Genomic DNA, 23487 nt, shown 5'->3' on the forward strand with positions numbered 1-23487 from the left:
GTAGTGTACCAGCTGGGAGATTAGGCGGGTATATCAGGTGATATTTGCAGCAAGTCATAATGTTCTGTATAATATGCCGCCTTCGATGAGAAAGTGCTCGTCGGGGTACACCATTAATTGTTCAACAGCGTGTGGTGCTGCGCGGGTTTAAAACCTGGCGCGGAGAGCGACACGGCCTTAAATGAGGTTTCCCATGAAAAAAGGTATTCACCCAAAATACGAAGCAGTTACCATCAACTGTACTTGCGGTAACGTGATCCACACCCGTTCTACGCTGACTCACGAGCTGAACCTGGACGTTTGTGGCCAATGCCACCCGTTCTATACCGGTAAGCAGCGTGAAGTGACCACTGGTGGACGTGTTGACCGCTTTAACAAGCGCTTCAGCGTACCAGGCAGCAAAAAATAAGATTACGGCATTCGAATCTGTTCGATTCGACGGCAAGAAAAACCCAGCTTCGGCTGGGTTTTTTTATGCGTAACGATTTAGTATTCCCAGGTGTCTGGATTGATACCCATATCGCGCATGATCTTTTTCGCTTCTTCTGGAATTTCATCACTGCGTTCTTTGCGCAAATCCACGTCGTCCGGCAGCGGTTGCCCGGTAAAGGCATGTAAAAAGGCTTCGCACAGCAGTTCACTATTGGTGGCGTGACGCAGGTTATTCACCTGACGACGGGTACGTTCATCCGTCAGAATCTTCAGCACGCTCAACGGGATAGACACTGTAATCTTTTTAACCTGTTCACTCTTTTTACCGTGCTCAGCGTACGGGCTGATATATTCGCCGTTCCATTCAGCCATGGGTTACCTTAATCAATAAAAGTTAAATGTTAGGAAATCAGTGAATTATGCCTGATTTTTTAATGCCTGACCCCTTAATGGCGGGTTTTTCTCCGTTCAACCGGTGTAAATCAATCTTGAACGCCAGGCAATGACGCGTAATTTTAGCGGGTATTGCGATTTTGCTCAATCTATACGCAAAGACATTTAGATGTCCAGATGTATTGACGTCTAATTAAGGAGTGCTATCCTGTTGCCTTCTTATTCCACACTTCAGGAACAGTTAGCACCATGACGCGTAAACAGGCAACCATCGCAGTTCGCAGCGGTTTGAATGATGACGAGCAATATGGCTGCGTTGTCCCCCCGATTCACCTCTCCAGCACTTATAACTTCCTTGATTTTAACGAGCCACGCGCTCACGACTATTCACGCCGTGGAAATCCTACGCGTGATGTAGTGCAGCGCGCGTTAGCTGAACTGGAAGGGGGCGCAGGCGCGGTATTAACCAATACCGGTATGTCAGCGATTCATTTGGTGACAACGGTGTTCCTGAAGCCAGGCGATCTGTTAGTCGCACCACACGATTGTTACGGTGGCAGCTACCGCTTGTTCGATAGCCTGAGCAAACGCGGTGCTTATCGCGTGAAGTTTGTTGATCAAGGCGATAAAGCCGCTTTACAGGCTGCGCTGGATGAAAAACCGAAACTGGTGCTGATAGAAAGCCCGAGCAACCCGCTGCTGCGCGTGGTCGATATTGCTGCTATTTGCGAAGCCGCGCGTGAAGCGGGTGCCCTCAGCGTGGTCGATAACACCTTCCTGAGTCCTGCATTACAAAATCCGTTGGCGTTGGGCGCAGATTTGGTGGTGCATTCCTGTACTAAATACCTGAATGGCCACTCCGATGTGGTGGCGGGCGCGGTGATTGCCAAAGAGCCACAACTGGCAACCGAGCTTGCCTGGTGGGCGAACAATATTGGCGTTACCGGCGCTGCTTTTGACAGCTATTTGTTGTTGCGTGGCCTGCGCACATTATCGCCACGCATTGCTGCGGCACAACGTAATGCACTCGCAATTGTTGATTACCTAAAGCAACAGAAATTAGTGAAAAAGCTGTATCATCCTTCGCTGCCGGAAAACGCCGGGCACGAACATGCGGTACGTCAACAGCGCGGTTTTGGCGCCATGCTAAGTTTTGAAATTGACGGTGACGAAGTATTGCTGCGCCGTTTTCTAAAAGCATTACAGTTGTTTACGCTGGCAGAATCACTTGGCGGCGTAGAAAGTTTAATTTCTCACACCGCGACCATGACGCACGCCGGCATGTCAGCGGAAGCGCGTGCAGCAGCGGGTATTTCCGAAACGCTGCTGCGTGTTTCTGTGGGTATCGAGGATCACGAAGATTTAATCGCCGATTTGGATAATGCATTCCGGATCGCTGCCGAGGGTTAAGCATGACGATTTCAGCAGGCGCGGGAACGCCGAACAGTAAGCAGTTGCACAAATTTGGTGGCAGTAGCCTGGCGGATGCGCGTTGCTATCAGCGTGTAGCCAATATTATGGCGGACTACAGCCAGGCGGGCGACTTGATGGTGGTTTCGGCCGCAGGTTCAACCACCAACCAGTTGATCAGTTGGCTGAAGCTGAGCCAAAGCGATCGGCTGTCGGCGCATCAAGTGCAACAGGCTTTACGACGTTATCAAAGCGAACTGATTAGCGCGCTGCTGCCTGTTGAAATTGCCGCATCCCTTATTACCCGGTTCATTCGTGATTTAGAAAAACTCGCCGGGCTGCTGGATGGCAACATCACCGAAGCGGTCTACGCAGAAGTAGTGGGCCACGGTGAAGTTTGGTCAGCGCGGTTAATGGCGGCGGTGCTGAGTCAGCATGACATTGAAGCCTGCTGGCTGGATGCGCGTGATTTTCTGCGTGCAGAGCGTGCAGCACAACCGCAAGTAGATGAAGGTAAATCGTGGCCGCTGCTGCAATCGTTGCTGGCGCAGCATCCGCATAAGCGCATCGTCGTGACCGGGTTTATCTGTCGTAACGAGGCGGGTGAAACGGTGCTGCTGGGCCGTAACGGCTCCGACTATTCCGCCACCCAAATCGGTGCGCTAGCGGGTGTGGGTCGCGTCACCATCTGGAGCGATGTCGCCGGTGTTTACAGTGCGGATCCTCGTAAAGTTTCTGATGCCTGCTTGCTGCCGCTGTTACGTCTCGATGAAGCCAGCGAACTGGCACGACTTGCCGCGCCGGTATTGCACACTCGCACCTTGCAGCCCGTTTCCGGTAGCGATATCGACCTGCAATTGCGCTGTAGCTATCAACCCGAACAAGGTTCCACACGTATTGAGCGCGTGCTGGCATCCGGCACAGGTGCTCGTATTGTCACCAGCCATGACGATGTTTGTTTGGTTGAAATTCAACTGCCAGAACAACATGATTTTGCCATTCTGCACAAAGAAATCGATCTGCTGCTGAAGCGTGCGCAATTGCGCCCGTTGGCGGTTGGTGTGCATCCCGATCGTCAGCTGTTACAGCTTTGCTATACCTCAGAAGTGGTCAATAGCGCCTTTATGCTTTTGCAAGATGCCGGTTTACCGGGGCATTTGCAGCTGCGTGATGGCTTAGCATTGGTGGCGTTGGTAGGCGCAGGCGTGACGCGTAACCCGCTGCATACGCATCGCTTCTGGCAGCAACTGAAAGATCAGCCGGTTGAATTCGTCTGGCAATCAGAAGATCACATCAGTGTGGTTGCGGTATTGCGCGTGGGCCCAACCCAACATCTGATCCAGGGTCTGCATCAGTCGCTGTTTAGGGCAGAGAAACGCATCGGCCTGATTTTATTTGGTAAAGGTAATATCGGTTCACGCTGGCTAGAGTTGTTCGCACGCGATCAAGAAACGCTTTCTGCGCGTACCGGCTTTGAATTTGTTTTGGCGGGAGTGGCAGACAGCCGCCGCAGCCTGCTGAGTTATGAAGGGCTTGATGCCAGCCGCGCATTGGCTTTCTTTGACGACGAAGCGGAAGAGCGCGATGAAGAGTCCTTGTTCTTGTGGATGCGCGCGCACCCGTTTGATGACTTGGTGGTGTTAGATGTCACCGCCAGCATACCGTTGGCGCAGCAGTATCTTGATTTTGCCAGCCACGGTTTTCACGTGATTAGCGCAAACAAAGTGGCAGGTGCATCTGACAGTCAAACCTGGCGTCAAATTCGTGATGCTTTTACCAAAACGGGTCGCCACTGGCTTTACAACGCGACTGTCGGCGCGGGTTTACCGATTAACTATACGGTGCGCGACTTGCGCGACAGCGGCGATACTATTTTATCGATAAGCGGTATCTTCTCTGGCACCCTGTCCTGGCTGTTTCTGCAGTTTGACGGCACGGTTCCGTTTACCGATCTGGTGGATCAGGCCTGGCAGCAAGGTTTAACCGAACCCGATCCACGCGTTGATCTTTCTGGTCAGGACGTGATGCGCAAACTGGTGATTCTGGCGCGCGAAGCGGGTATAACATCGAACCCGATCAGGTTCGAGTGGAGTCCCTGGTGCCGCGCAACTGTGAAAAAGATTCAATCGACCATTTCTTTGAGAATGGCGAAGAACTGAATGAGCAGATGCTGCAGCGGTTTGAAGCCGCACAGGAGATGGGTTTAGTGCTGCGCTATGTGGCGCGTTTCGACGCGAATGGCAAGGCGCGCGTGGGCGTCGAAGCGGTGCGCCCAGAGCATCCGCTGGCTTCGCTGCTGCCATGTGACAATGTCTTTGCCATCGAAAGTCGCTGGTATCGTGATAATCCGCTGGTGATTCGTGGACCCGGCGCGGGACGCGACGTTACTGCGGGCGCAATTCAGTCTGATATCAACCGCCTTTCTCAACTGCTTTAATCTTTAAGGCAGGCGCATTCGTCGCCTGCCTTCACTTCATGTTGCCGCCTCCAGATGAATTTCACTCATGTTGTTTGAATATTTGTCACCGTTTTAAATCATTTATAAGTTGACGCTTCGCCAGGAATCGTTCATTTTGAGCATCTGGACGTCTAAACGTATGGATGTTCGCAGTCCGATAGTTAACCGAAGTGATCGATGAGGTAGCAGGATGAGTTTCTTTCATGCCAATCAGCGCGAAGCGCTAAATCAAAGCCTGGCAGAGCTGAACGGGCAAATTAATGTCTCTTTTGAATTCTTTCCGCCTCGTACCAGCGAAATGGAAGAGACGCTGTGGAACTCTATCGATCGTCTGAGCAGCCTAAAACCGAAATTCGTTTCGGTAACGTATGGCGCGAATTCGGGCGAACGCGATCGTACTCACAGCATTATTAAAGGCATCAAAGATCGCACCGGCCTGGAAGCGGCACCGCATTTGACTTGCGTTGATGCTACGCGTGATGAGCTACGCGCTATTGCGCAGGATTATTGGAACAACGGTATTCGTCATATTGTGGCATTGCGCGGTGACCTACCGCCTGGCGGTGGCAAGCCAGAAATGTATGGCTGCGATCTGGTATCGCTGCTAAAAGAAGTCGGTGATTTCGATATTTCTGTTGCGGCTTACCCGGAAGTGCATCCGGAAGCCAAGAGTGCGCAGGCTGATTTGATCAACCTGAAGCGTAAAATCGATGCGGGTGCGAACCGTGCGATTACGCAATTTTTCTTCGACGTTGAAAGTTATCTGCGCTTCCGCGACCGCTGCGTATCAACCGGCATTGATGTTGAAATCGTACCGGGCATTCTGCCTGTTTCTAACTTCAAGCAGTTACAGCGTTTCGCCACGATGACTAACGTGCGTGTACCGGGATGGATGAGTGCCATGTTTGCGGGTCTGGAAGATGACGCTGAAACGCGCAAAATGGTGGGTGCCAACATCGCCATGGACATGGTGAAGATCTTGTCACGCGAAGGCGTGAAAGATTTCCACTTCTATACGCTGAACCGTGCCGAAATGAGTTATGCGATCTGCCATACCTTGGGTGTGCGTCCAGCCATCGCGGTATAACTTTTCTGTTATAAAAAAGCCGGGCAATAAGATTGCCCGGCTTTTTTGTTTCTTAATCTCAGCAGATTACCTGCAAGAGGGAATAGCGAAGAAGGGGAGCGACGAATCGCAATCCCCGTTCCATCATCATTAACCGGTATTGCGCATGCCTGCCGCCACACCTGCAATAGTCACCATTAACGCCTGTTCAACGCGAGCATCTGATTCATCACCGCGCGCTTCCTGCGCACGTGAGCGATGTAGCAGTTCAGCTTGCAGGACGTTGAGTGGATCGGTATAGACGTTACGCAGCGCAATAGATTCGGCAATCCACGGTTGGTCCGCCATCAGATGCGCATCGTTGGCGATGGTCAGCACCGCTTTGATATCAGAATCGAGTTGATCGCGCAGCTGTTTACCCAGCGGCCACAGCGATTTGTCGACCAGACGTTGATCGTAATATTCCGCCAGCCATAAGTCAGCTTTAGAGAACACCATTTCCAACATGCCGAGACGCGTTGAGAAGAAAGGCCAGTCACGGCACATCGCTTCCAGCTGATCTTGATGGCCCGCTTCCATCGCCTGTTGCAGCGCCGCGCCAGCACCCAGCCAGGCGGGCAGCATCAAGCGGTTCTGTGTCCAGGCAAAAATCCATGGAATTGCACGCAGCGACTCGACGCCGCCGGTTGGACGGCGTTTCGCCGGGCGCGAACCCAGCGGCAGCTTGCCCAATTCTTGTTCCGGTGTTGCCGAACGGAAGTACGGGACAAAATCTGGGTTTTCCCGCACGTAACCGCGATACATGGCGCAAGAGTCAGCAGAAAGCTGATTCATAATGTTACGCCACTCCGTTTTTGGTTCTGGCGGCGGCATCAGGTTCGCTTCCAGAATGGCACCGGTGTAGAGCGAAAGACTGGCGATAGTCACTTCCGGCAAACCGTATTTAAAACGGATCATCTCGCCCTGTTCAGTCACGCGCAGGCCACCTTTCAGGCTGCCCGGCGGCTGTGACAGCAAGGCAGCATGCGCTGGTGCACCACCACGGCCAATTGTGCCGCCGCGTCCGTGAAACAGCGTCAGCGAAATACCGGCTTTTTCACAAGTTTTGATTAAGGCATCTTGCGCCTGATATTGCGCCCAGCTGGCGGCCATTACGCCGGCATCTTTCGCCGAGTCGGAATAACCAATCATCACCATCTGCTTGCCCTGAATGAAGCCGCGATACCAGTCAATGCTGAGCAGTTGGCTCATGACATCATTGGCGTTATTCAGGTCATCAAGCGTTTCAAACAGCGGTGCAACCGGCATGGCGTAATTGATACCCGCTTCCTTCAACAGAAGATGCACGGCCAGCACGTCAGAGGGCGTTTTCGCCATTGAAATCACGTAAGCAGCAATTGAACCTTGCGGCGCTTCAGCGGCAACGCGGCAGGTCTCCAGCACTTCACGCGTGTCGTCACTTGGCTCCCAGCTTCGTGGCAGCAGCGGACGCTTGGAGTTGAGTTCACGGATCAGGAACGCTTGTTTGTCCGCTTCTGACCAATTTTCATAATCACCGAGGCCGAGGTAGCGCGTAACTTCAGCAATCGCTTCAGTGTGGCGCGTGCTTTCCTGACGCAGATCGATACGTACCAGCGGCACACCAAAACATTTCACGCGGCGCAGCGTATCCAGCAACTGACCGTTGGCGATAATGCCCATGCCGCATTGCTGTAGCGATTGATAAATGGCGAACAGCGGTTGCCAGAGTTGATCGTTGGAAACCAGCAAATCAGCCGGGCGCGGCAGACGTTCGCCTTTCAGGCGACGTTCAAGAAAGGATTGCGTCGACATCAGCTGGCTGCGGATGCGCTTCAGAATCATGCGATAGGGCTCAATCGCTTCGGGATCGCCACACAGGTCGCGCACTTCATCGCTGCATTCTGACATCGACAGTTCGGAAATCAGCACACCAATATCACGCAGGAACAGATCCGCAGCTTTCCAGCGACTTAGCTGCATGGCATGACGCGTAATTGCGGCGGTAACGTTAGGGTTACCATCACGATCGCCACCCATCCACGACGTAAACTGCACCGGCACAAAATCCACCGGAAGTTTGATGCCGAACGCTTCTTCAACCTGTTCATTCAACTCGCGCAGGAAAGCCGGTACGCCTTCCCATAAGCTGTTTTCCACCACCGCAAAGCCCCATTTGGCCTCATCGATAGGCGTTGGGCGATATTTGCGAATTTCATCGGTATGCCATGCCTGCGCGACCAGTTGGCGCAGACGGCGCATGATTTGATTGCGCTCGTAATCGGAAATGTCGCTGTGATCAAGCTGCTTTAAACAGCTGTTCACTTCCACCAGCTTGTGAATCAGCGTGCGGCGCGTAATTTCGGTTGGATGCGCTGTCAGCACCAATTCCAGCGACAGCGATTCAATGGCTGCACGGATAGCACTTTCGCTAATGTCTTTCTGCTGCTTGAGGCTTTCAAAGGTTTTTTCAGCAGTTCCGGGTGGTTCGCCCCTTCGCCGCTGTGAGAAATAGTTTGATACTGTTCAGCCACATTGGTGAGGTTAAGGAACTGACTAAACGCACGCGCGACGGGCAGAAGTTCGTCATTAGACAAATTTTGCAGCGTGTTCAGCAGTTCCTTGCGATGAGTGTCATTTCCTGCACGGGATGACTTGGACAGTTTGCGGATGGTTTCCACCCGGTCGAGGATGTTCTCTCCAAGCGCATCCTTAATCGTATCCCCGAGCAGTTTGCCGAGCATACTGACATTACTTCGCATTGCGGAATATTGTTCGTTCATTTGACCCTGACACCCTTATCGTCTTAATAAACTTCTACACCCAGCCGTTCTCAGGCCGCAAAAAAAGCAGACAACTTTTACTTTTCTCAGTCACAACCGCGTGTCGCTTCTGAGGATTCGCTCAGTTGCTGCCTTTCTGCAATCTGAAATTGTTTGGATAATCACCCAATGGGCATAACATCGTCTTTTATCTAGCCACGTAATGCTTCATTCGTCAATTGACTTAAAGTGAAGCAAACGTGCAGCTAAATGACGGAAATTCATAGAATTTAACTGACAGGAAGCGGGATAAGTTATTCTTATTGCTAAATCCCACAGAATGACGGGGCATTTTGCTGTTAATACAGTGAAATGCCCCATTTGATGTTAATCAGTGACAAAAATGCTGCACGACCTGATTTATCAACTCACGAGTCGGCTTAATAAATGCAGTATCAATAAATTCATCTGGCTGGTGTGCCTGATTAATTGATCCTGGGCCTAAAACCAGGGTTGGGCACAATTGCTGAATAAAAGGCGCTTCGGTGCAGTAGTTCACCACTTCAGTCGGCGTACCCAGCAATTTTTCCACCACTTTCACCAGTTCATGATTGGCAGGGCATTCATATCCGGGAATCGGCGGATGCAGTTCGCCTACCGTAATGCGACCCGGCCAGCGCGCACTTACGGGTGCCAGCGCGTCGTTAAGTAATTCGTCTAAATCACTCAGTGTCAGGCCCGGCAGCGGACGAATATCCATGTGCAGTTCACAGCAGGCACAAATGCGGTTTGCCGCATCACCACCATGAATATGGCCAAAGTTCATGGTTGGATAGGGAATCGCAAATGCGTCATGGTGATAACGCTCTTTCAACGTGTTACGCAGCTGCATTAAATGACCAATGGCATCATGCATCAGCTCAATCGCATTCACGCCGCGAGAAGGATCGCTGGAGTGGCCCGACTGGCCCTGAACACGAATCGCATTGGAAAGGTGGCCTTTGTGAGCGCGTACGGGTTTCAGCGAAGTTGGCTCGCCGATGATCGCGCAATCTGGACGCAACTGAGTCGACTCAGAAAAATACTTAGCGCCCGCCATGGTGGTTTCTTCGTCAGCGGTGGCCAGAATGTAGAGCGGTTTGCTTAGAGTGGTCACGTCCACATCACGCAGCGTATCGAGAATGAAAGCAAAAAAGCCTTTCATATCGGCAGTGCCTAAACCGTAGAGCTTGTTGTCATGCTCAGTTAGCGTGAAGGGATCGCGCGTCCAGCGCCCATCGTCGAAGGGGACGGTGTCGGTGTGACCGGCGAGCAGCAGCCCGCCAGCCCCACTTCCGGTACGGGCCAGCATGTTGAATTTATTGCGCGTGCCGGGTACCGGCTGCACTTCAACGCTGAAGCCGAGGTCACGGAACCAGCCGGCCAACAAATTGATTAAAGTTTCATTACTCTGATCCAGCGCGGCGTCGGTTGCGCTGATTGATGGCGTAGCGATCAACTGGCGGTACAGTTCGATAAAAGGCGGTAATTTTGACTTCACTGTTGACGGTCCTTGAGTTAGGATGTATCAATATTCATGCATTAATAGTGAATAAAAATACATAAACGTCGTCTGCATGTGAACCTAAATTTTCTGCAAACGACATCGTGGGCAACGGGGCAAGGCCGCGACCCGGAACGTGTGACTGTAAAAAGGTATACAGCCTGATGTTGAATACGCTGATCGTTGGTGCCAGTGGTTACGCTGGCGTAGAGCTTGCCACCTTCCTGAATCGCCATCCACATATGAACATAACCGCTTTGGCGGTTTCAGCGCAAAGCCCTGACGCCGGAAAGCGCTTATCTGAACTTCATCCACAGCTAAAAGGTGTGGTTGATCTGCCGCTGCAACCGCTCAGCAGTGCAGCTGAGTGGGCAGATAAAGTCGATGTGGTGTTCCTGGCGACTGCCCACGAAGTTAGCCATGATCTGGCGCCGGAATTCCTTAAGGCCGGCTGCGTGGTATTCGATTTGTCAGGCGCTTTCCGCGTTAACGATGGCAACTTCTATACCCAATATTACGGTTTTACTCATCAGCATGGCGACTGGCTGGATAAAGCAGTTTACGGCCTGGCTGAGTTTCAGCACGAGAAAATTAAAGAAGCGCAGCTGGTCGCCGTGCCGGGTTGTTACCCAACGGCATCTCAGCTGGCGTTGAAACCGCTGTTGGATGCAGGCCTGCTGAATGAGGCGCAATGGCCAGTGATCAACGCGACCAGCGGCGTGAGCGGTGCAGGGCGTAAAGCCAACGTGGGCACCAGCTTTTGCGAAGTGAGTTTGCAGCCTTACGGACTGTTTAATCATCGTCATCACCCCGAAATCGTGGCGCATCTTGGTACGCCGGTGATTTTTACCCCACATCTCGGCAGCTTCCCGCGTGGAATTTTGGCCACAATCACCTGCCGCCTGAAAGCAGGCGTGAGCCGCGAAGATATCGCGGTAGCGTTCCATAACGCCTATCACGACAAACCGCTGGTGCGGGTTTACGAAGAAGGCGTTCCGGCGTTGAAAGCGGTGGTTGGCCTGCCTTATTGTGATATTGGTTTTGCCGTACAGGGCGAGCATTTAATTGTGGTCGCAGCCGAAGACAATTTGCTGAAAGGTGCTGCGTCGCAGGCGGTGCAATGCATGAACATTCGTTTCGGCTTCCCTGAAACGCAGTCACTGATTTAACGGACGAGTGAATTAACGATGAGCAATCCCTTAATTATCAAGCTTGGCGGCGTGTTGTTGGACAGCGAAGAAGCGCTGGCCCGTTTGTTCGATGCGCTGTTGACTTACCGCACCGCGCATCAGCGCCCGTTGATCATCGTTCACGGTGGCGGTTGCCTGGTGGACGAGCTGATGAAAAAACTCGCGCTGCCGGTAAAGAAAAAGACGGTTTGCGCGTCACGCCTGCCGATCAAATCGACATCATCACCGGTGCGTTGGCAGGAACCGCCAACAAAACGCTGCTGGCGTGGGCGAAAAATATGGCATTAATTCTGTGGGCCTCTGTTTGGGTGATGCCGGTTTAGTGAATGTGGCGCAGTTCGATGAAGAGCTGGGACACGTTGGCAATGCCACGCCAGGCGATCCTGCGTTACTCAATACCTTGCTGAATGCGGGATATATGCCCGTTGTCAGTTCAATCGGTATTACCGACAGCGGCGAGCTGATGAACGTCAATGCCGACCAGGCCGCGACCGCGCTGGCTGCAACTATCGGTGCCGATTTAGTCTTGCTATCAGATGTCAGCGGTATTCTGGACGGCAAAGGTCAGCGCATCGAAGAGATGACCGCTGAAAAAGCTGAACAGTTAATTGCCCAAGGCATCATTACTGATGGCATGATTGTTAAAGTGCACGCGGCGCTTGATGCCGCCCGCACGCTGGGCCGCCCAGTGGATATCGCCAGCTGGCGTCACGCTGAGCAACTGCCTACTCTTTTTAACGGCGTGTCGATTGGCACCCGGATTCTCGCTTAACGACTCTGATTCAAGGATTACGAAATGCAAACGCAAGGCATCAAAAAAATCGTTCTGGCTTACTCCGGTGGCCTTGATACTTCAGCCATCATTCCATGGCTGAAAGAGAACTATGGCGGCTGTGAAGTGGTCGCGTTCGTGGCAGATATCGGTCAGGAACGCAGCGATCTGGAAGGCGTTGAGAAGAAAGCGCTACAGTCGGGTGCCTCAGAATGTCACGTTGTTGATCTGCGTGAAGAATTTATCAGTGATTATGTCTATCCCGTGCTGCAAACTGGCGCACTGTACGAAGGCACTTATCTGCTGGGCACCTCAATGGCACGTCCAATCATCGCGAAAGCACAGGTGGAGCTGGCGCTGAAAGTGGGTGCTGATGCGCTGTGCCACGGCGCTACTGGTAAAGGTAATGACCAGGTGCGTTTCGAAACCACCTATACCGCGCTGGCCCCACAGTTGAAAGTGGTTGCGCCATGGCGTGAATGGGACCTGCGTTCACGTGAAGCGCTGCTGGATTACCTGAAAGAGCGCAACATTCCAACCACCGCGTCACTGGAAAAGATCTACAGCCGTGACGAAAACGCGTGGCACATCTCTACTGAAGGTGGCGTGCTGGAAAGCCCGGCAAACGCACCAAATAAAGATTGCTGGGTATGGACTGTTGATCCACTGGAAGCGCCAGATCAGCCAGAAGAAGTGACCGTGACCGTAGAAAAAGGGCGTGTGGTCGCCGTAAACGGCGAGAAACTGAGCCCGTTCCAGTGTCTGGAAAAACTGAATGTGCTTGGTGCGAAACATGGCGTTGGGCGTATCGATATCGTAGAAAACCGCTTGGTTGGCATCAAATCTCGCGGCTGCTACGAAACCCCAGGCGGCACCATTATGGTTAACGCGCTGCGTGCGATTGAGCAGCTGGTTCTGGATCGCGACAGCTTCAAATGGCGTGAACAGCTGGGTCATGAAATGTCTTATGTTGTTTACGATGGTCGCTGGTTCGCACCGCTGCGTAAATCGATTCAAGCCGCAGCCGAATCGCTGGCGGAAGAGGTGAATGGCGAAGTGGTTCTGCAACTTTACAAAGGCCAGGCGACTGCGACGCAGAAGCGTTCTGCAAACAGCCTCTATTCAGAAGAGTTTGCGACCTTCGGCGAAGACGAAGTGTACGATCACCGTCATGCCGGCGGCTTCATCCGTCTGTTCTCGCTCTCTTCACGCATCCGTGCCCTGAACGAGCAGAAGAAGTAATTCGCAGGCGAGGTCAGCCTCGCCTCACAGCATGACATCAGGGGCGGCATTTATGCCGCCCTTCGTTTAACGATTTGAAGGAGATTTCCACATGGCACTTTGGGGTGGACGGTTTACCCAGGCAGCAGATCAACGTTTCAAACAGTTTAACGACTCGCTGCGCTTCGACTATCGCCTGGCAGAGCAGGACATCATCGGCTCAATCGCCTGGTCCAAAGCGTTGGTGACGGTGAACGTGCTGAGCAGTGACGAACAGCAGCAGCTGGAAGCCGCGCTGAATACGTTGCTGGAGGATGTACGCGCGAATCCTGAGCAGATTTTGCAGAGCGATGCCGAAGACATTCATAGCTGGGTTGAAGGTCAATTGATTGAGAAAGTCGGTGCGCTGGGCAAAAACTGCACACCGGCCGCAGCCGTAACGATCAGGTCGCAACTGACCTGAAACTGTGGTGCAAAATGCAGGTTGAAGCGCTGCTGGGCGCCACGCGTGAATTACAGCAAGCGCTGGTGGTGACGGCAGAAGCGAATCAAGACGCTGTGATGCCGGGTTATACCCATTTACAGCGTGCTCAGCCGGTAACGTTTGCTCACTGGTGTCTGGCTTATGTAGAAATGCTGGCACGTGATGAAAGCCGTTTGCAGGATACGCTGAAGCGTCTGGACGTTAGCCCGCTGGGCTGTGGCGCGTTGGCGGGTACCGCGTATGAGATTGATCGTCAGCAGTTGGCGGGTTGGTTAGGTTTTGCCTCCGCGACACGTAACAGCCTGGATACGGTTTCGGATCGCGATCACGTGCTGGAACTCTTATCTGACGCTGCAATTGGTATGGTGCACTTATCGCGCTTCGCCGAAGACCTGATTTTCTTTAATACCGGTGAAGCTGGCTTCATTGAACTGGCAGACAAAGTTACCTCCGGCTCATCGCTGATGCCACAGAAGAAAAACCCGGATGCGCTGGAATTGATTCGTGGTAAATGTGGCCGCGTGCAGGGCGCTTTAACGGGCATGATGATGACCCTGAAAGGGTTACCGCTGGCGTACAACAAAGACATGCAGGAAGACAAAGAGGGATTGTTTGACGCATTGGATACCTGGATCGACTGCCTGCATATGTCTGTGCTGGTGTTGGACGGTATTCAGATAAAACGCCCACGCTGCCAGGAAGCGGCCGAGCAAGGTTATGCAAACTCCACCGAGCTGGCGGACTATTTAGTGGCTAAAGGCGTGCCGTTCCGTGAGGCGCACCATATCGTCGGTGAAGCCGTTGTTGAGGCGATCAAGCAAGGTGTGGCGTTGGAGGCGTTGTCACTGGCACAGCTGAAGCAGTTCAGTGCAACCATTGAAGAGGATGTTTATCCGATTCTTGCACTGCAATCCTGCCTCGACAAGCGTAATGCGCAAGGTGGCGTTTCACCGCAGCAGGTCGCTCGCGCCATTACGGAAGCAAAGCAGCGTTTAGCGTAAATCGCAGATAAAAAAAGCGGGCACATAAAATGCCCGCCAACCTCTAGCTTCAGAATTACATCTTTTTTATAGGCACATCATCAGAGGCCAGCACTCCCGGCTGACACAGAGATTTTTTACGCTGAAAGCAGGAACTGCTCCAGATCATCGCTTCCGCCGATGTGGCGGCCGCCAATAAATACTTGTGGCACAGTGGCGCGACCAGAAACGGCACGCAGGCTCACGGTGGTAGCATCTTGTCCCAGCACAATTTCTTCATACTGAATACCGCGATCCAGCAGCATTTGCTTGGCTTTAGTACAGAATGGGCAGCCTGGCTTAGTAAATACCGAGACGGATTCCTGCACTTTAAATTCTGGTGCCAGATAACGCAGCATAGTGTCGGCATCTGACACTTCAAACGGGTCGCCTGGCTTGTTTGGCTCAACAAACATCTTTTCAATTACACCATTTCGTACCAGCATTGAGTAACGCCATGAGCGTGGGCCAAAACCCAGATCGGCTTTCTCAACCAACATATCCATGCCGCGGGTGAACTCGCCATTACCATCAGGAATAAAGGTAATATGTTCAGCACGCTGCTCTGCTTTCCACGCGTTCATCACAAAGGTGTCATTCACTGACACGCACAGGATGCTGTCAACACCATGCTGTGCAAATACGCTATGCAATTCGTTGTAGCGCGGCAGATGGCTGGATGAGCAGGTGGGCGTAAACGCGCCCGGCAGAGAAAACACAATCACAGTTTTGTCTTTGAACAACTCATCGGTGGTGATATCGACCCAGCGATCGCCCTGACGGGTGTGAAAAGTAACGTCTGGGATCGATTTACCTTCCTGACTGGTATACATATTTTCTCCTCGTGAGCGATGGTCTTCAATTTGATGGGTGCATTATTCCCATCGCAGCTTGATAGGGCTAATCGTTCATTGCTATTCTATCTATCGCCACGGGCTATCGTGGTTTGGAGGGTAACAATGAATATTCGTGATTTGGAATACCTGGTTTCGCTTGCTGAGCACCGTCATTTCCGCCGTGCTGCGGATGCATGTCATGTTAGTCAGCCGACGCTAAGCGGACAGATTCGTAAGTTAGAAGATGAACTGGGCGTAATGCTGCTTGAGCGTACCAGCCGTAAGGTCTTATTCACTCAGGCTGGTTTGTTGCTGGTGGATCAGGCTCGTACCGTGCTGCGTGAAGTTAAAGTGCTGAAAGAGATGGCGAGCCAGCAGGGTGAAGCGATGTCAGGTCCATTGCATATTGGACTGATTCCAACCACCGGCCCCTATTTGTTGCCGCAAGTTATTCCTATGCTGCATAAAACGTTTCCGAAGCTAGAGATGTATCTGCATGAAGCGCAAACCCAGCAGCTGTTGGCCCAGCTCGACAGCGGCAAACTTGATTGCGCTATTCTGGCATTGGTGAAAGAGAGCGAAGCCTTTATTGAGGTGCCGCTGTTTGATGAGCCAATGAAGCTGGCAGTTTATCAGGATCATCCGTGGCACGATCGTGATCGCGTTCCGATGTCCGATCTGGCTGGTGAGAAGCTGCTGATGCTGGAAGATGGTCATTGCTTACGCGATCAGGCGATGGGTTTCTGCTTTGAAGCGGGCGCTGATGAAGATACCCATTTCCGTGCGACCAGCCTCGAAACGCTGCGCAATATGGTAGCAGCCGGCAGCGGTATTACGCTGTTACCTGCGCTGGCTGTGCCAAATGAACGTATTCGTGATGGCGTCTGTTATTTGCCTTGTTACAAGCCGGTGCCTCAGCGCACGATTGCGCTGGTATACCGTCCGGGTTCACCTCTGCGCAGCCGTTATGAACAGCTGGCAGAGGCTATTCGCACTCACATGCAAGGCTATTTCGATACCACGTTAAAACAGGCGGTTTAAGCCATTTAACGCGGCGACGCGATAGGCCTCAGCCATGGTGGGGTAGTTGAAGGTGGTATTCACGAAATACTCAATCGTGTTGCCACCGTTTTTCTGCTCCATGATCGCCTGACCAATGTGAATAATCTCGGCGGCACGCTCACCAAAGCAGTGAATGCCGAGAATTTCTTTGGTCTCGCGGTGGAACAAAATCTTCAGGCTTCCCACATTCATGCCAACGATCTGTGCACGCGCCAGATGCTTAAACTGCGCACGACCGACTTCATAAGGCACTTTCATCGCTGTCAGCTGCTGCTCGGTTTTACCCACAGAACTGATTTCAGGAATGGTGTAGATTCCGGTTGGGATATCTTCAATCAAGTGCGCTGAGGCTTCTCCTTTGATCAGTGCTTGTGCCGCAATGCGGCCCTGATCGTAAGCAGCAGACGCAAGACTTGGATAACCAATAACGTCACCGACCGCATAAATATGCGGTTGCGCAGTTTGATACATGCTGTTCACTTTCAGCAGACCGCGGCCATCGGCTTCCAGTCCAACGTTTTCCAGTGCCAGCGAATCGGTGTTCCCGGTACGTCCATTTGCGTAAAGCAGGCAATCGGCTTTCACCTTTTTACCTGATTTCAAATGCATGATTACGCCATCGCTTACGCCTTCAATTTTCTCAAACTCTTCGTTGTGACGAATCACCACACCGCTGTTCCAGAAGTGATAAGACAATGAATCTGACATCTCCTGATCCAGAAAGGCCAGCAGACGATCGCGGGTGTTGATCAGATCAACCTTGACGTTAAGACCCCGAAAAATTGACGCGTATTCGCAGCCAATGACACCGGCACCATAAATAATCACGTGGCCAGGTTCGTGGTGTAGGTTGAGGATGGAATCGGAATCATAAACGCGAGGATGGGTAAAATCGACGTCTGTTGGGTGATAAGGTCGGGAACCGCAGGCAATGACAAATTTTTCTGCGGTCAAACGCTCGCGTGAACCGTCAGGCTGTTCGATTTCAATGGTGTTGGCATCAACAAACTGTGCATCGCCTTGGTAAAGTTCACAACGATTACGTTCGTAAAAGCCTTGGCGCATGGCCGTTTGCTGGCTGATGACGCTTTCGGTGTGGTTAAGAATATCAGCAAAGGAGGAGCGAAGAAGTCGGGTCTGATCACTGTAGAGCGGGTTTTGGTTGAACTCGATAATGCGACTCACTGCATGACGAAGCGCTTTTGAGGGGATGGTGCCCCAGTGCGTACAACCGCCGCCGATGTTGTGGTAGCGTTCGATCACCGCGATGCGCGCACCTTGCTTCACTAGCCCCATCGCCGCACCTTCACCGCCGGGTCCTGAGCCAATCACAATGGCATCGTAATCGTAAGACTTTTGCATACCAATACGTCCTATTATTTATACATTTTTACAACGGGATTCTAACATCTCGCCGCGCACATCTGAATTCTAACAGCGATTTTCAACGCAGTTTGACAAAGAGTGAGGTTCACAGCCGTTCACAAAGTTTGCGCTCATGTACGCTGAAAATTTTGTTATAGTGCCCATTCAACACCGCAAAAGGCCGATAGAATGGGCGTCAGAGCGCAACAGAAAGAACGTACACGACGTACACTGATTGAAGCAGCCTTCAGTCAGCTCAGCGCCGAACGCAGTTTTACCAGTTTGAGTTTGCGTGAGGTTGCCCGCGAAGCCGGCATTGCGCCGACCTCCTTTTATCGCCACTTTAAAGATGTCGATGAACTCGGTTTAACCATGGTTGATGAAAGCGGATTAATGCTACGTCAGCTGATGCGCCAGGCGCGACAGCGCATTGCCAAAGGCGGCAGCATCATTAAAACCTCGGTCGCCACCTTTATGGAGTTTATCGGGAACAACCCCAATGCATTCCGCCTGTTATTGCGCGAACGTTCTGGCACTTCTGCCGCTTTCCGTGCTGCGGTTGCGCGCGAAATTCAGCATTTTATCGCTGAACTGGCTGATTATCTTGAGGTCGAAAATCGCATGCCGCGCAGCTTTACTGAAGCCCAGGCTGAAGCAATGGTCACCATTGTATTTAGTGCGGGCGCGGAAGCGCTGGATATCGATGCCGATCAGCGCAGCAAGCTGGAAGATCGCCTGGTGCTGCAATTACGCATGATCGCTAAAGGCGCCTATTACTGGTACCGCCGTGAGCAAGAACGTCTGGCGGTCACATTGGATAAAACTGAAGAGTAATCAAACAAGGATAATGCCATGACCCAACAGGTTTCCCGCGATAAAGGCACACTGTTATTGGCTTTTATTACCGGTTTAGCGATTAACGGCTCGTTTTCGGTGCTGTTCAGCGCTTTTGTGCCGTTCTCTATATTTCCCATTATTGCGTTGGGTTTAGCGGCGTGGTGTTTGCATCAGCGCTATCTGAACTGCAATATGCCGGATGGCATGCCCGGCTTAGCGGCCGCGTTTTTTCTGTTGGGAATTTTGGTTTACAGCGCATTAGTACGGGCTGAATATCCTGATATGGGATCGAACTTTATCCCGACTATTTTGATGGTCGCGCTGGTGTTCTGGATTGCCACGCGTATCAAGCGGAAGCGCAATCAGTAAAAGTAAAAGCGGGAACCCAGCGGTTCCCGTTTTTTTAGGCTTTGCGCGTGAGCAGCACGCCGCATTCCATATGATGGGTATAGGGAAACTGGTCAAACAGCGCTAAACGCGTAACAACATGGGTTTGCGCCAAAATGTGCAGATTGTCGCTCAGCGTTTGCGGATTACAGGATATATAAAGGATGCGCGGATAAGCCTGCACCATCTTCACTGTTTCATCATCTAATCCGCTGCGCGGCGGATCGACAAAAATTGTCTCGCATTCATAGCTTTTCAGATCGATACCTTCCAGACGATTAAAACTGCGTACACCGTTCATCGCCTGCGTAAATTCTTCCGCCGCCATGCGAATGATCTGCACGTTGTCAATCTGGTTGGCCGCAATATTGAATTGCGCAGAGGCTACAGAGGGTTTAGCTATCTCAGTGGCTAGCACCCGACGGAAATTGCGCGCCAGCGCCAGCGAGAAGTTGCCGTTGCCGCAGTAAAGTTCCAGCAAATCGCCTTGCGATTCTTTTGTGACATCCAGCGCCCATTCCAGCATTTGAATATTCATCGCCGCGTTGGGTTGGGTGAAGCTATTTTCAACCTGACGGTAGATGAGTTCGCGGCCTGCGACCGGCAAGCGCTCATCAACGTAATCGTGGTCGAGGCAAATTTTGGTTTTGGTTGCGCGGCCAATGAGCTGAACATCAATACCTTCTGCGCGCAATTGATCGCGGAGTTCGCTTGCCGCCTGCTGCCAGACATCATCCAGCTTGCGATGGTAAAGCAGTGAAATCACGATCTGATGACTCATTGTCGACAGGTAATCGATCTGAAACAGCTTGTGGCGAAGCGTACGATTGTCACGGATCGCGGCGATCATTTTTGGCATGACCAGATTGATTAATTCGCTGGCCGCCGGAAACTGATCGACACGGATACGTTCGCGCGTCTGTTGATCGAAGATGATGTGATAGATGTCATCACCATCGTGCCACAAGCGAAATTCTGCGCGCATGCGATAGTGGCTGACCGGCGAACGGAACACCTCCACTTCGGGCGCAGCAAAAGGCGTCATCATCGTGGTTAAACGGCTGACTTTTTCCGCCAGTTGCGCGTCATATTCTTCAATGGGGAGATGTTCGGGCGTCATGATCAATCCTGGTTAATAGCAAACTTGCCGGGCGATTGTAGGCATTCAATATCTGTTGTCCAGTGTTGTGCTGATAAGATGTTTGGAAGTCTGGACTTCCGTATCGCCACTCCGTAGACTGCGTGCGCCGGCCTCAACCTGAGTTAATAGGGAATCCAGTGGAAATCTGGAGCCGACGCGCAGCGGTAAGGAATGTCGTGGTGATTGCATTTGCAGACACTGTCCTGAGGGATGGGAAGTCTTCACCATTTATGGTTCCCAGCCCGAAGACCTGCCGGTGTGACGTCGCAACTCGTACGATCATCGCGTGCTATTGATTGTATGCCTGCGGCATCCTGCTTGGTCTTTTGGATGCTATTAAAAATGAATAAAACTACAGCATCGCTGTTCGCCTTCAGTGCAACGGCGATTTCTCTCTGGGCGCAAAACGGTTTCGCTCAGGAGAATGATGATACGCAAATTGTGACCGCAAACCGTTTTGCACAGCCGGTATCTTCGGTACTGGCTTCAACCACCGTAGTAACGCGTGAAGAAATTGAGCAGTGGCAATCTAAGAACCTTGTCGAGGTGATGCGTCGCTTGCCGGGCGTAGATATTGCGCAAAGTGGTGGCATTGGGCAAAGCGCTTCTATGTATGTACGCGGTTCTGAAGCTCGTCATACGCTGGTGCTGATTGACGGCGTTCCGATTGCAAAGCCGGGGATTACCGGTGTCTCTGATTTTAATCAGATCCCAATTTCTATTATTCAACGTATTGAGTTTATCCGAGGCCCGCGCTCAGCAGTATATGGTGCCGATGCTATTGGCGGTGTCGTCAACGTTATTACGCAAAATCCAGATAATCAAAACACCCTTTCAGCTGGCTTGGGGTCTAAGCAATATCAAGAATACAGCGGCAGCGTGAATCAGAATATTACTGATAGCACACGTATCACGGTTGCCGGTTCCTATCAGGGAACAAACGGCTACAACGTTCAACCGGATTCTGGCTATTCTATTGATCGCGATCGCGATGGTTGGCGTAATAAAGCGTTTTGGGCGGGTGTGGAACATCAGTTCAATGACATGTTTTCTGGCTTTGTTCGTGGCTATGGTTATTCGGCAAATTCGGATTACGATGCGAATTATAGTGGCGGCCAGGATGAGCAGCAGATTTATAATCACTCGTTTGACACGGGCCTACGCTTTAATAAAGACGACTTCTCATCGCAACTCTCCGCCAGTTACCAAAAGTACAAAAGCTATAACTATGCCAGCATTGATGGCCGCTACGCCGACTCCAACAGTTTGGATGATATGGAGCAGCGAAATCTTCAGTGGGGTAATACCTTAGCGGTTGGGCATGGAACGGTTAGCGCCGGGCTGGACTGGCAGCAACAGAAGCTGGTATCGACTGGGCAGCTTTATTCAGGTGCGCCACGTGAGTCGGATAGCTATAAACAAGATAATACCGGTGCTTACGTTACTGCTCAGCAGCAGTTGGGTACGGTAACGCTTGAAGGCTCTGTGCGCGGAGACGACAACGAAGATTATGGCCGTCATGGCACCTGGCAAACTGCAGCCGGATGGGAATTTGTTCCTGGTTATAAAGCTACCCTGTCTTATGGTACAGGCTTCCAGGCACCTACGCTTGGTCAACTCTACGGGCAAAAACGCTTTGGTATCAGTTCAAACCCAGAGTTGACCCCTGAAAAATCGAAGCAATGGGAAGCTGGACTTGAAGGTCTGACAGGCCCAGTTAATTGGCGCGTTGCTGCATATCATAATCAGATCAATGACCTGATTGATTATGCCAGCGATCCTGTTACTTATGAGGGCGGTTATTACAATGTAAAAGCTGCGACGCTGAAAGGGATTGAGGCGACAGCAGATTTTGATACCAGTTTTGTTCACCATCAAATTACGTTGGGCTACCTTGATGCACGTCGTGATTCAGACGGTGAAACACTGGCTCGACGCGCTCGTGAGCAGGCAAAATATCAGTTAGGTGCGACAGTGTATGATTTCGATGTTGATGTCATATACCAATACTTCGGTAAGCGTTATGACAATAACACCAGTGAATATGCAAATGTGCAGCGTCGTCTATCAAGCTACAGCACAGTAGATCTTGCTGTGTCGTATCCGGTCACTTCGCATCTCACCGTTCGTGGTAGAATTGCCAATCTGTTCGATAAAGACTACGAGACAGCGTATGGCTATCAAACTCCAGGACGAGAGTATTACCTCAACGGGAGCTACAGCTTCTAATCTGCGTCCCACCGTGCTGGTATTTGACTCTGGCGTCGGTGGGCTTTCCGTCTATGATGAGGTTCGGCAGCTTTTGCCGGATCTTCATTATCTCTACGCCTTCGACAATGCGGGCTTTCCTTATGGCGAGAAAACTGAAACGTTCATTATTGAACGTGTCGTTGCTATCGTCGAAGCGATCACTCAGCGATATCCTCTTTCTTTAGTGATCATCGCCTGCAATACAGCGAGTACCATCTCCCTACCGGCGTTACGTGAGCGTTTTGCCTTTCCGGTTGTTGGCGTCGTGCCAGCAATTAAACCGGCGGCGCGTTTAACGCGTAATGGTGTGGTGGGCTTACTGGCTACGCGAGCGACAGTACGCCGTCCTTATACACATGAGTTGGTGCAGCAATTTGCGACCTCATGCAAAATCGAAATGTTGGGGTCGGCGGAGCTGGTGGAGTTGGCTGAAGCGAAGCTGCATGGTGATGAAGTATCTTTAGACGAGGTGCGACATATTGTTCAGCCTTGGCTAAGAATGTCTGAACCGCCAGATACGGTTGTGTTGGGATGTACGCACTTTCCTTTATTGCGTGAAGAGCTTCAGCAAGTATTACCAGAAGGAACACGTCTTATTGATTCTGGTGCTGCTATCGCACGTAGAACGGCTTGGTTGCTGGAGCATGAAGCACCCGTGGTACGTTCTTCCCAAGAAAATGCAGCATTTTGTACGCAAATGGACAGCGAGGCGGTGCAATTATCGCCCGTTCTACAACGATATGGCTTCCCTTTGCTTGAAAAACTAGCGGTTTAACGCGTTTGAGTTGAAAAAAACAGCAGTCAGAAAATTAATTGAAATTAGCACTTGTCAGCCCGGAAG

Annotated in this window: 15 protein-coding genes, 4 pseudogenes and 1 riboswitch; of the genes and pseudogenes, 13 read left to right on the forward strand and 6 right to left on the reverse strand. The window is 51.7% G+C overall.

Annotated elements, in window-relative coordinates:
* The first annotated feature begins 193 nt into the window (after positions 1–193).
* Positions 194–409 (forward strand): 50S ribosomal protein L31, encoded by a 216-nt coding sequence (gene rpmE, locus KQP84_RS22430; RefSeq protein ID WP_215848184.1) that lies wholly within the window; start codon positions 194–196, stop codon positions 407–409.
* A 77-nt stretch (positions 410–486) separates the two neighbouring features.
* On the opposite strand, the gene metJ is transcribed toward rpmE, so the two are convergent.
* Complete coding sequence (gene metJ / locus KQP84_RS22435) at positions 487–804, reverse strand: met regulon transcriptional regulator MetJ (RefSeq protein ID WP_215848185.1); 318 nt, start codon at positions 802–804, stop codon at positions 487–489.
* Positions 805–1074: 270 nt separating this feature from the next.
* On the opposite strand from metJ, the gene metB reads away from it, so the two are divergent.
* The 3 genes and pseudogenes from metB to metF all read left to right on the forward strand — a co-directional run bounded on the left by metB (position 1075) and on the right by metF (position 5780).
* Positions 1075–2235: a cystathionine gamma-synthase gene (gene metB / locus KQP84_RS22440; protein WP_215848186.1), complete on the forward strand. Its 1161-nt coding sequence runs from the start codon at positions 1075–1077 to the stop codon at positions 2233–2235.
* A gap of 2 nt (positions 2236–2237) precedes the next feature.
* Positions 2238–4672 (forward strand): annotated as a pseudogene (locus tag KQP84_RS22445) (bifunctional aspartate kinase/homoserine dehydrogenase II).
* Positions 4673–4883: 211 nt separating this feature from the next.
* A complete protein-coding gene (metF, locus tag KQP84_RS22450; RefSeq protein ID WP_215848187.1) occupies positions 4884–5780 on the forward strand; it encodes a methylenetetrahydrofolate reductase in 897 nt (298 codons plus the stop codon).
* Between the two features lie 129 nt (positions 5781–5909).
* Here the strand turns inward: metF and ppc are convergent.
* Both ppc and argE read right to left on the reverse strand, forming a co-directional pair.
* Positions 5910–8560: pseudogene (ppc, locus tag KQP84_RS22455) on the reverse strand (phosphoenolpyruvate carboxylase).
* 370 nt (positions 8561–8930) lie between these two features.
* Entirely contained in the window at positions 8931–10079 is a 1149-nt protein-coding gene (argE, locus tag KQP84_RS22460) for an acetylornithine deacetylase (RefSeq protein WP_215848188.1), read from the reverse strand.
* Positions 10080–10246: 167 nt separating this feature from the next.
* Here argE and argC point away from each other — a divergent pair, with 167 nt between their 5' ends.
* The 4 genes and pseudogenes from argC (at position 10247) to argH (ending at position 14750) form a co-directional block, all read left to right on the forward strand.
* Positions 10247–11251 (forward strand): N-acetyl-gamma-glutamyl-phosphate reductase, encoded by a 1005-nt coding sequence (gene argC, locus KQP84_RS22465; RefSeq protein ID WP_215848189.1) that lies wholly within the window; start codon positions 10247–10249, stop codon positions 11249–11251.
* Between the two features lie 18 nt (positions 11252–11269).
* Positions 11270–12044, forward strand: a pseudogene (gene argB / locus KQP84_RS22470) (acetylglutamate kinase).
* Between the two features lie 24 nt (positions 12045–12068).
* Positions 12069–13286, forward strand: coding sequence for an argininosuccinate synthase (locus KQP84_RS22475; RefSeq protein WP_215848190.1), 1218 nt, complete (start codon positions 12069–12071; stop codon positions 13284–13286).
* 91 nt (positions 13287–13377) lie between these two features.
* Positions 13378–14750: pseudogene (gene argH, locus KQP84_RS22480) on the forward strand (argininosuccinate lyase).
* 116 nt (positions 14751–14866) lie between these two features.
* On the opposite strand, the gene KQP84_RS22485 reads toward argH, so the two are convergent.
* Positions 14867–15601, reverse strand: coding sequence for a glutathione peroxidase (locus KQP84_RS22485; protein ID WP_215848191.1), 735 nt, complete (start codon positions 15599–15601; stop codon positions 14867–14869).
* 126 nt (positions 15602–15727) lie between these two features.
* Between KQP84_RS22485 and oxyR the strand changes: the two genes are divergently transcribed.
* Complete coding sequence (gene oxyR / locus KQP84_RS22490; protein ID WP_215848192.1) at positions 15728–16645, forward strand: DNA-binding transcriptional regulator OxyR; 918 nt, start codon at positions 15728–15730, stop codon at positions 16643–16645.
* On the opposite strand, the gene sthA is transcribed toward oxyR, so the two are convergent.
* Positions 16628–18028, reverse strand: a complete 1401-nt coding sequence (gene sthA, locus KQP84_RS22495; RefSeq protein ID WP_215848193.1) for a Si-specific NAD(P)(+) transhydrogenase — start codon at positions 18026–18028, stop codon at positions 16628–16630. The two genes, oxyR and sthA, sit on opposite strands and share 18 nt — an antisense overlap.
* 192 nt (positions 18029–18220) lie before the next feature.
* Between sthA and fabR the strand changes: the two genes are divergently transcribed.
* Together fabR and KQP84_RS22505 are read left to right on the forward strand one after the other, a co-directional pair.
* Positions 18221–18865 (forward strand): HTH-type transcriptional repressor FabR, encoded by a 645-nt coding sequence (gene fabR, locus KQP84_RS22500; protein WP_215848194.1) that lies wholly within the window; start codon positions 18221–18223, stop codon positions 18863–18865.
* Positions 18866–18883: 18 nt separating this feature from the next.
* The gene (locus tag KQP84_RS22505) at positions 18884–19237 is read left to right on the forward strand and encodes a YijD family membrane protein (protein WP_215848195.1); all 354 of its coding nucleotides are present in this window, start codon (positions 18884–18886) and stop codon (positions 19235–19237) included.
* 34 nt (positions 19238–19271) lie between these two features.
* Here the strand turns inward: KQP84_RS22505 and trmA are convergent, their stop codons facing one another.
* Complete coding sequence (trmA, locus tag KQP84_RS22510) at positions 19272–20375, reverse strand: tRNA (uridine(54)-C5)-methyltransferase TrmA (RefSeq protein ID WP_215848196.1); 1104 nt, start codon at positions 20373–20375, stop codon at positions 19272–19274.
* Positions 20376–20487: 112 nt separating this feature from the next.
* Positions 20488–20668, forward strand: a riboswitch (cobalamin riboswitch).
* 70 nt (positions 20669–20738) lie between these two features.
* Between trmA and btuB the strand changes: the two genes are divergently transcribed.
* Together btuB and murI are read left to right on the forward strand one after the other, a co-directional pair.
* Positions 20739–22625 carry a TonB-dependent vitamin B12 receptor BtuB gene (gene btuB / locus KQP84_RS22515; RefSeq protein ID WP_215848197.1) on the forward strand — a complete coding sequence of 629 codons (1887 nt, stop codon included), beginning with the start codon at positions 20739–20741 and terminating at the stop codon, positions 22623–22625.
* A complete protein-coding gene (gene murI / locus KQP84_RS22520) occupies positions 22570–23421 on the forward strand; it encodes a glutamate racemase (protein WP_215848198.1) in 852 nt (283 codons plus the stop codon). Before btuB ends, murI begins: the two co-directional genes overlap by 56 nt.
* Positions 23422–23487: the final 66 nt, after the last annotated feature.

The organism is Candidatus Pantoea bituminis (genome assembly GCF_018842675.1).
GTDB lineage: Bacteria > Pseudomonadota > Gammaproteobacteria > Enterobacterales > Enterobacteriaceae > Pantoea > Pantoea phytostimulans.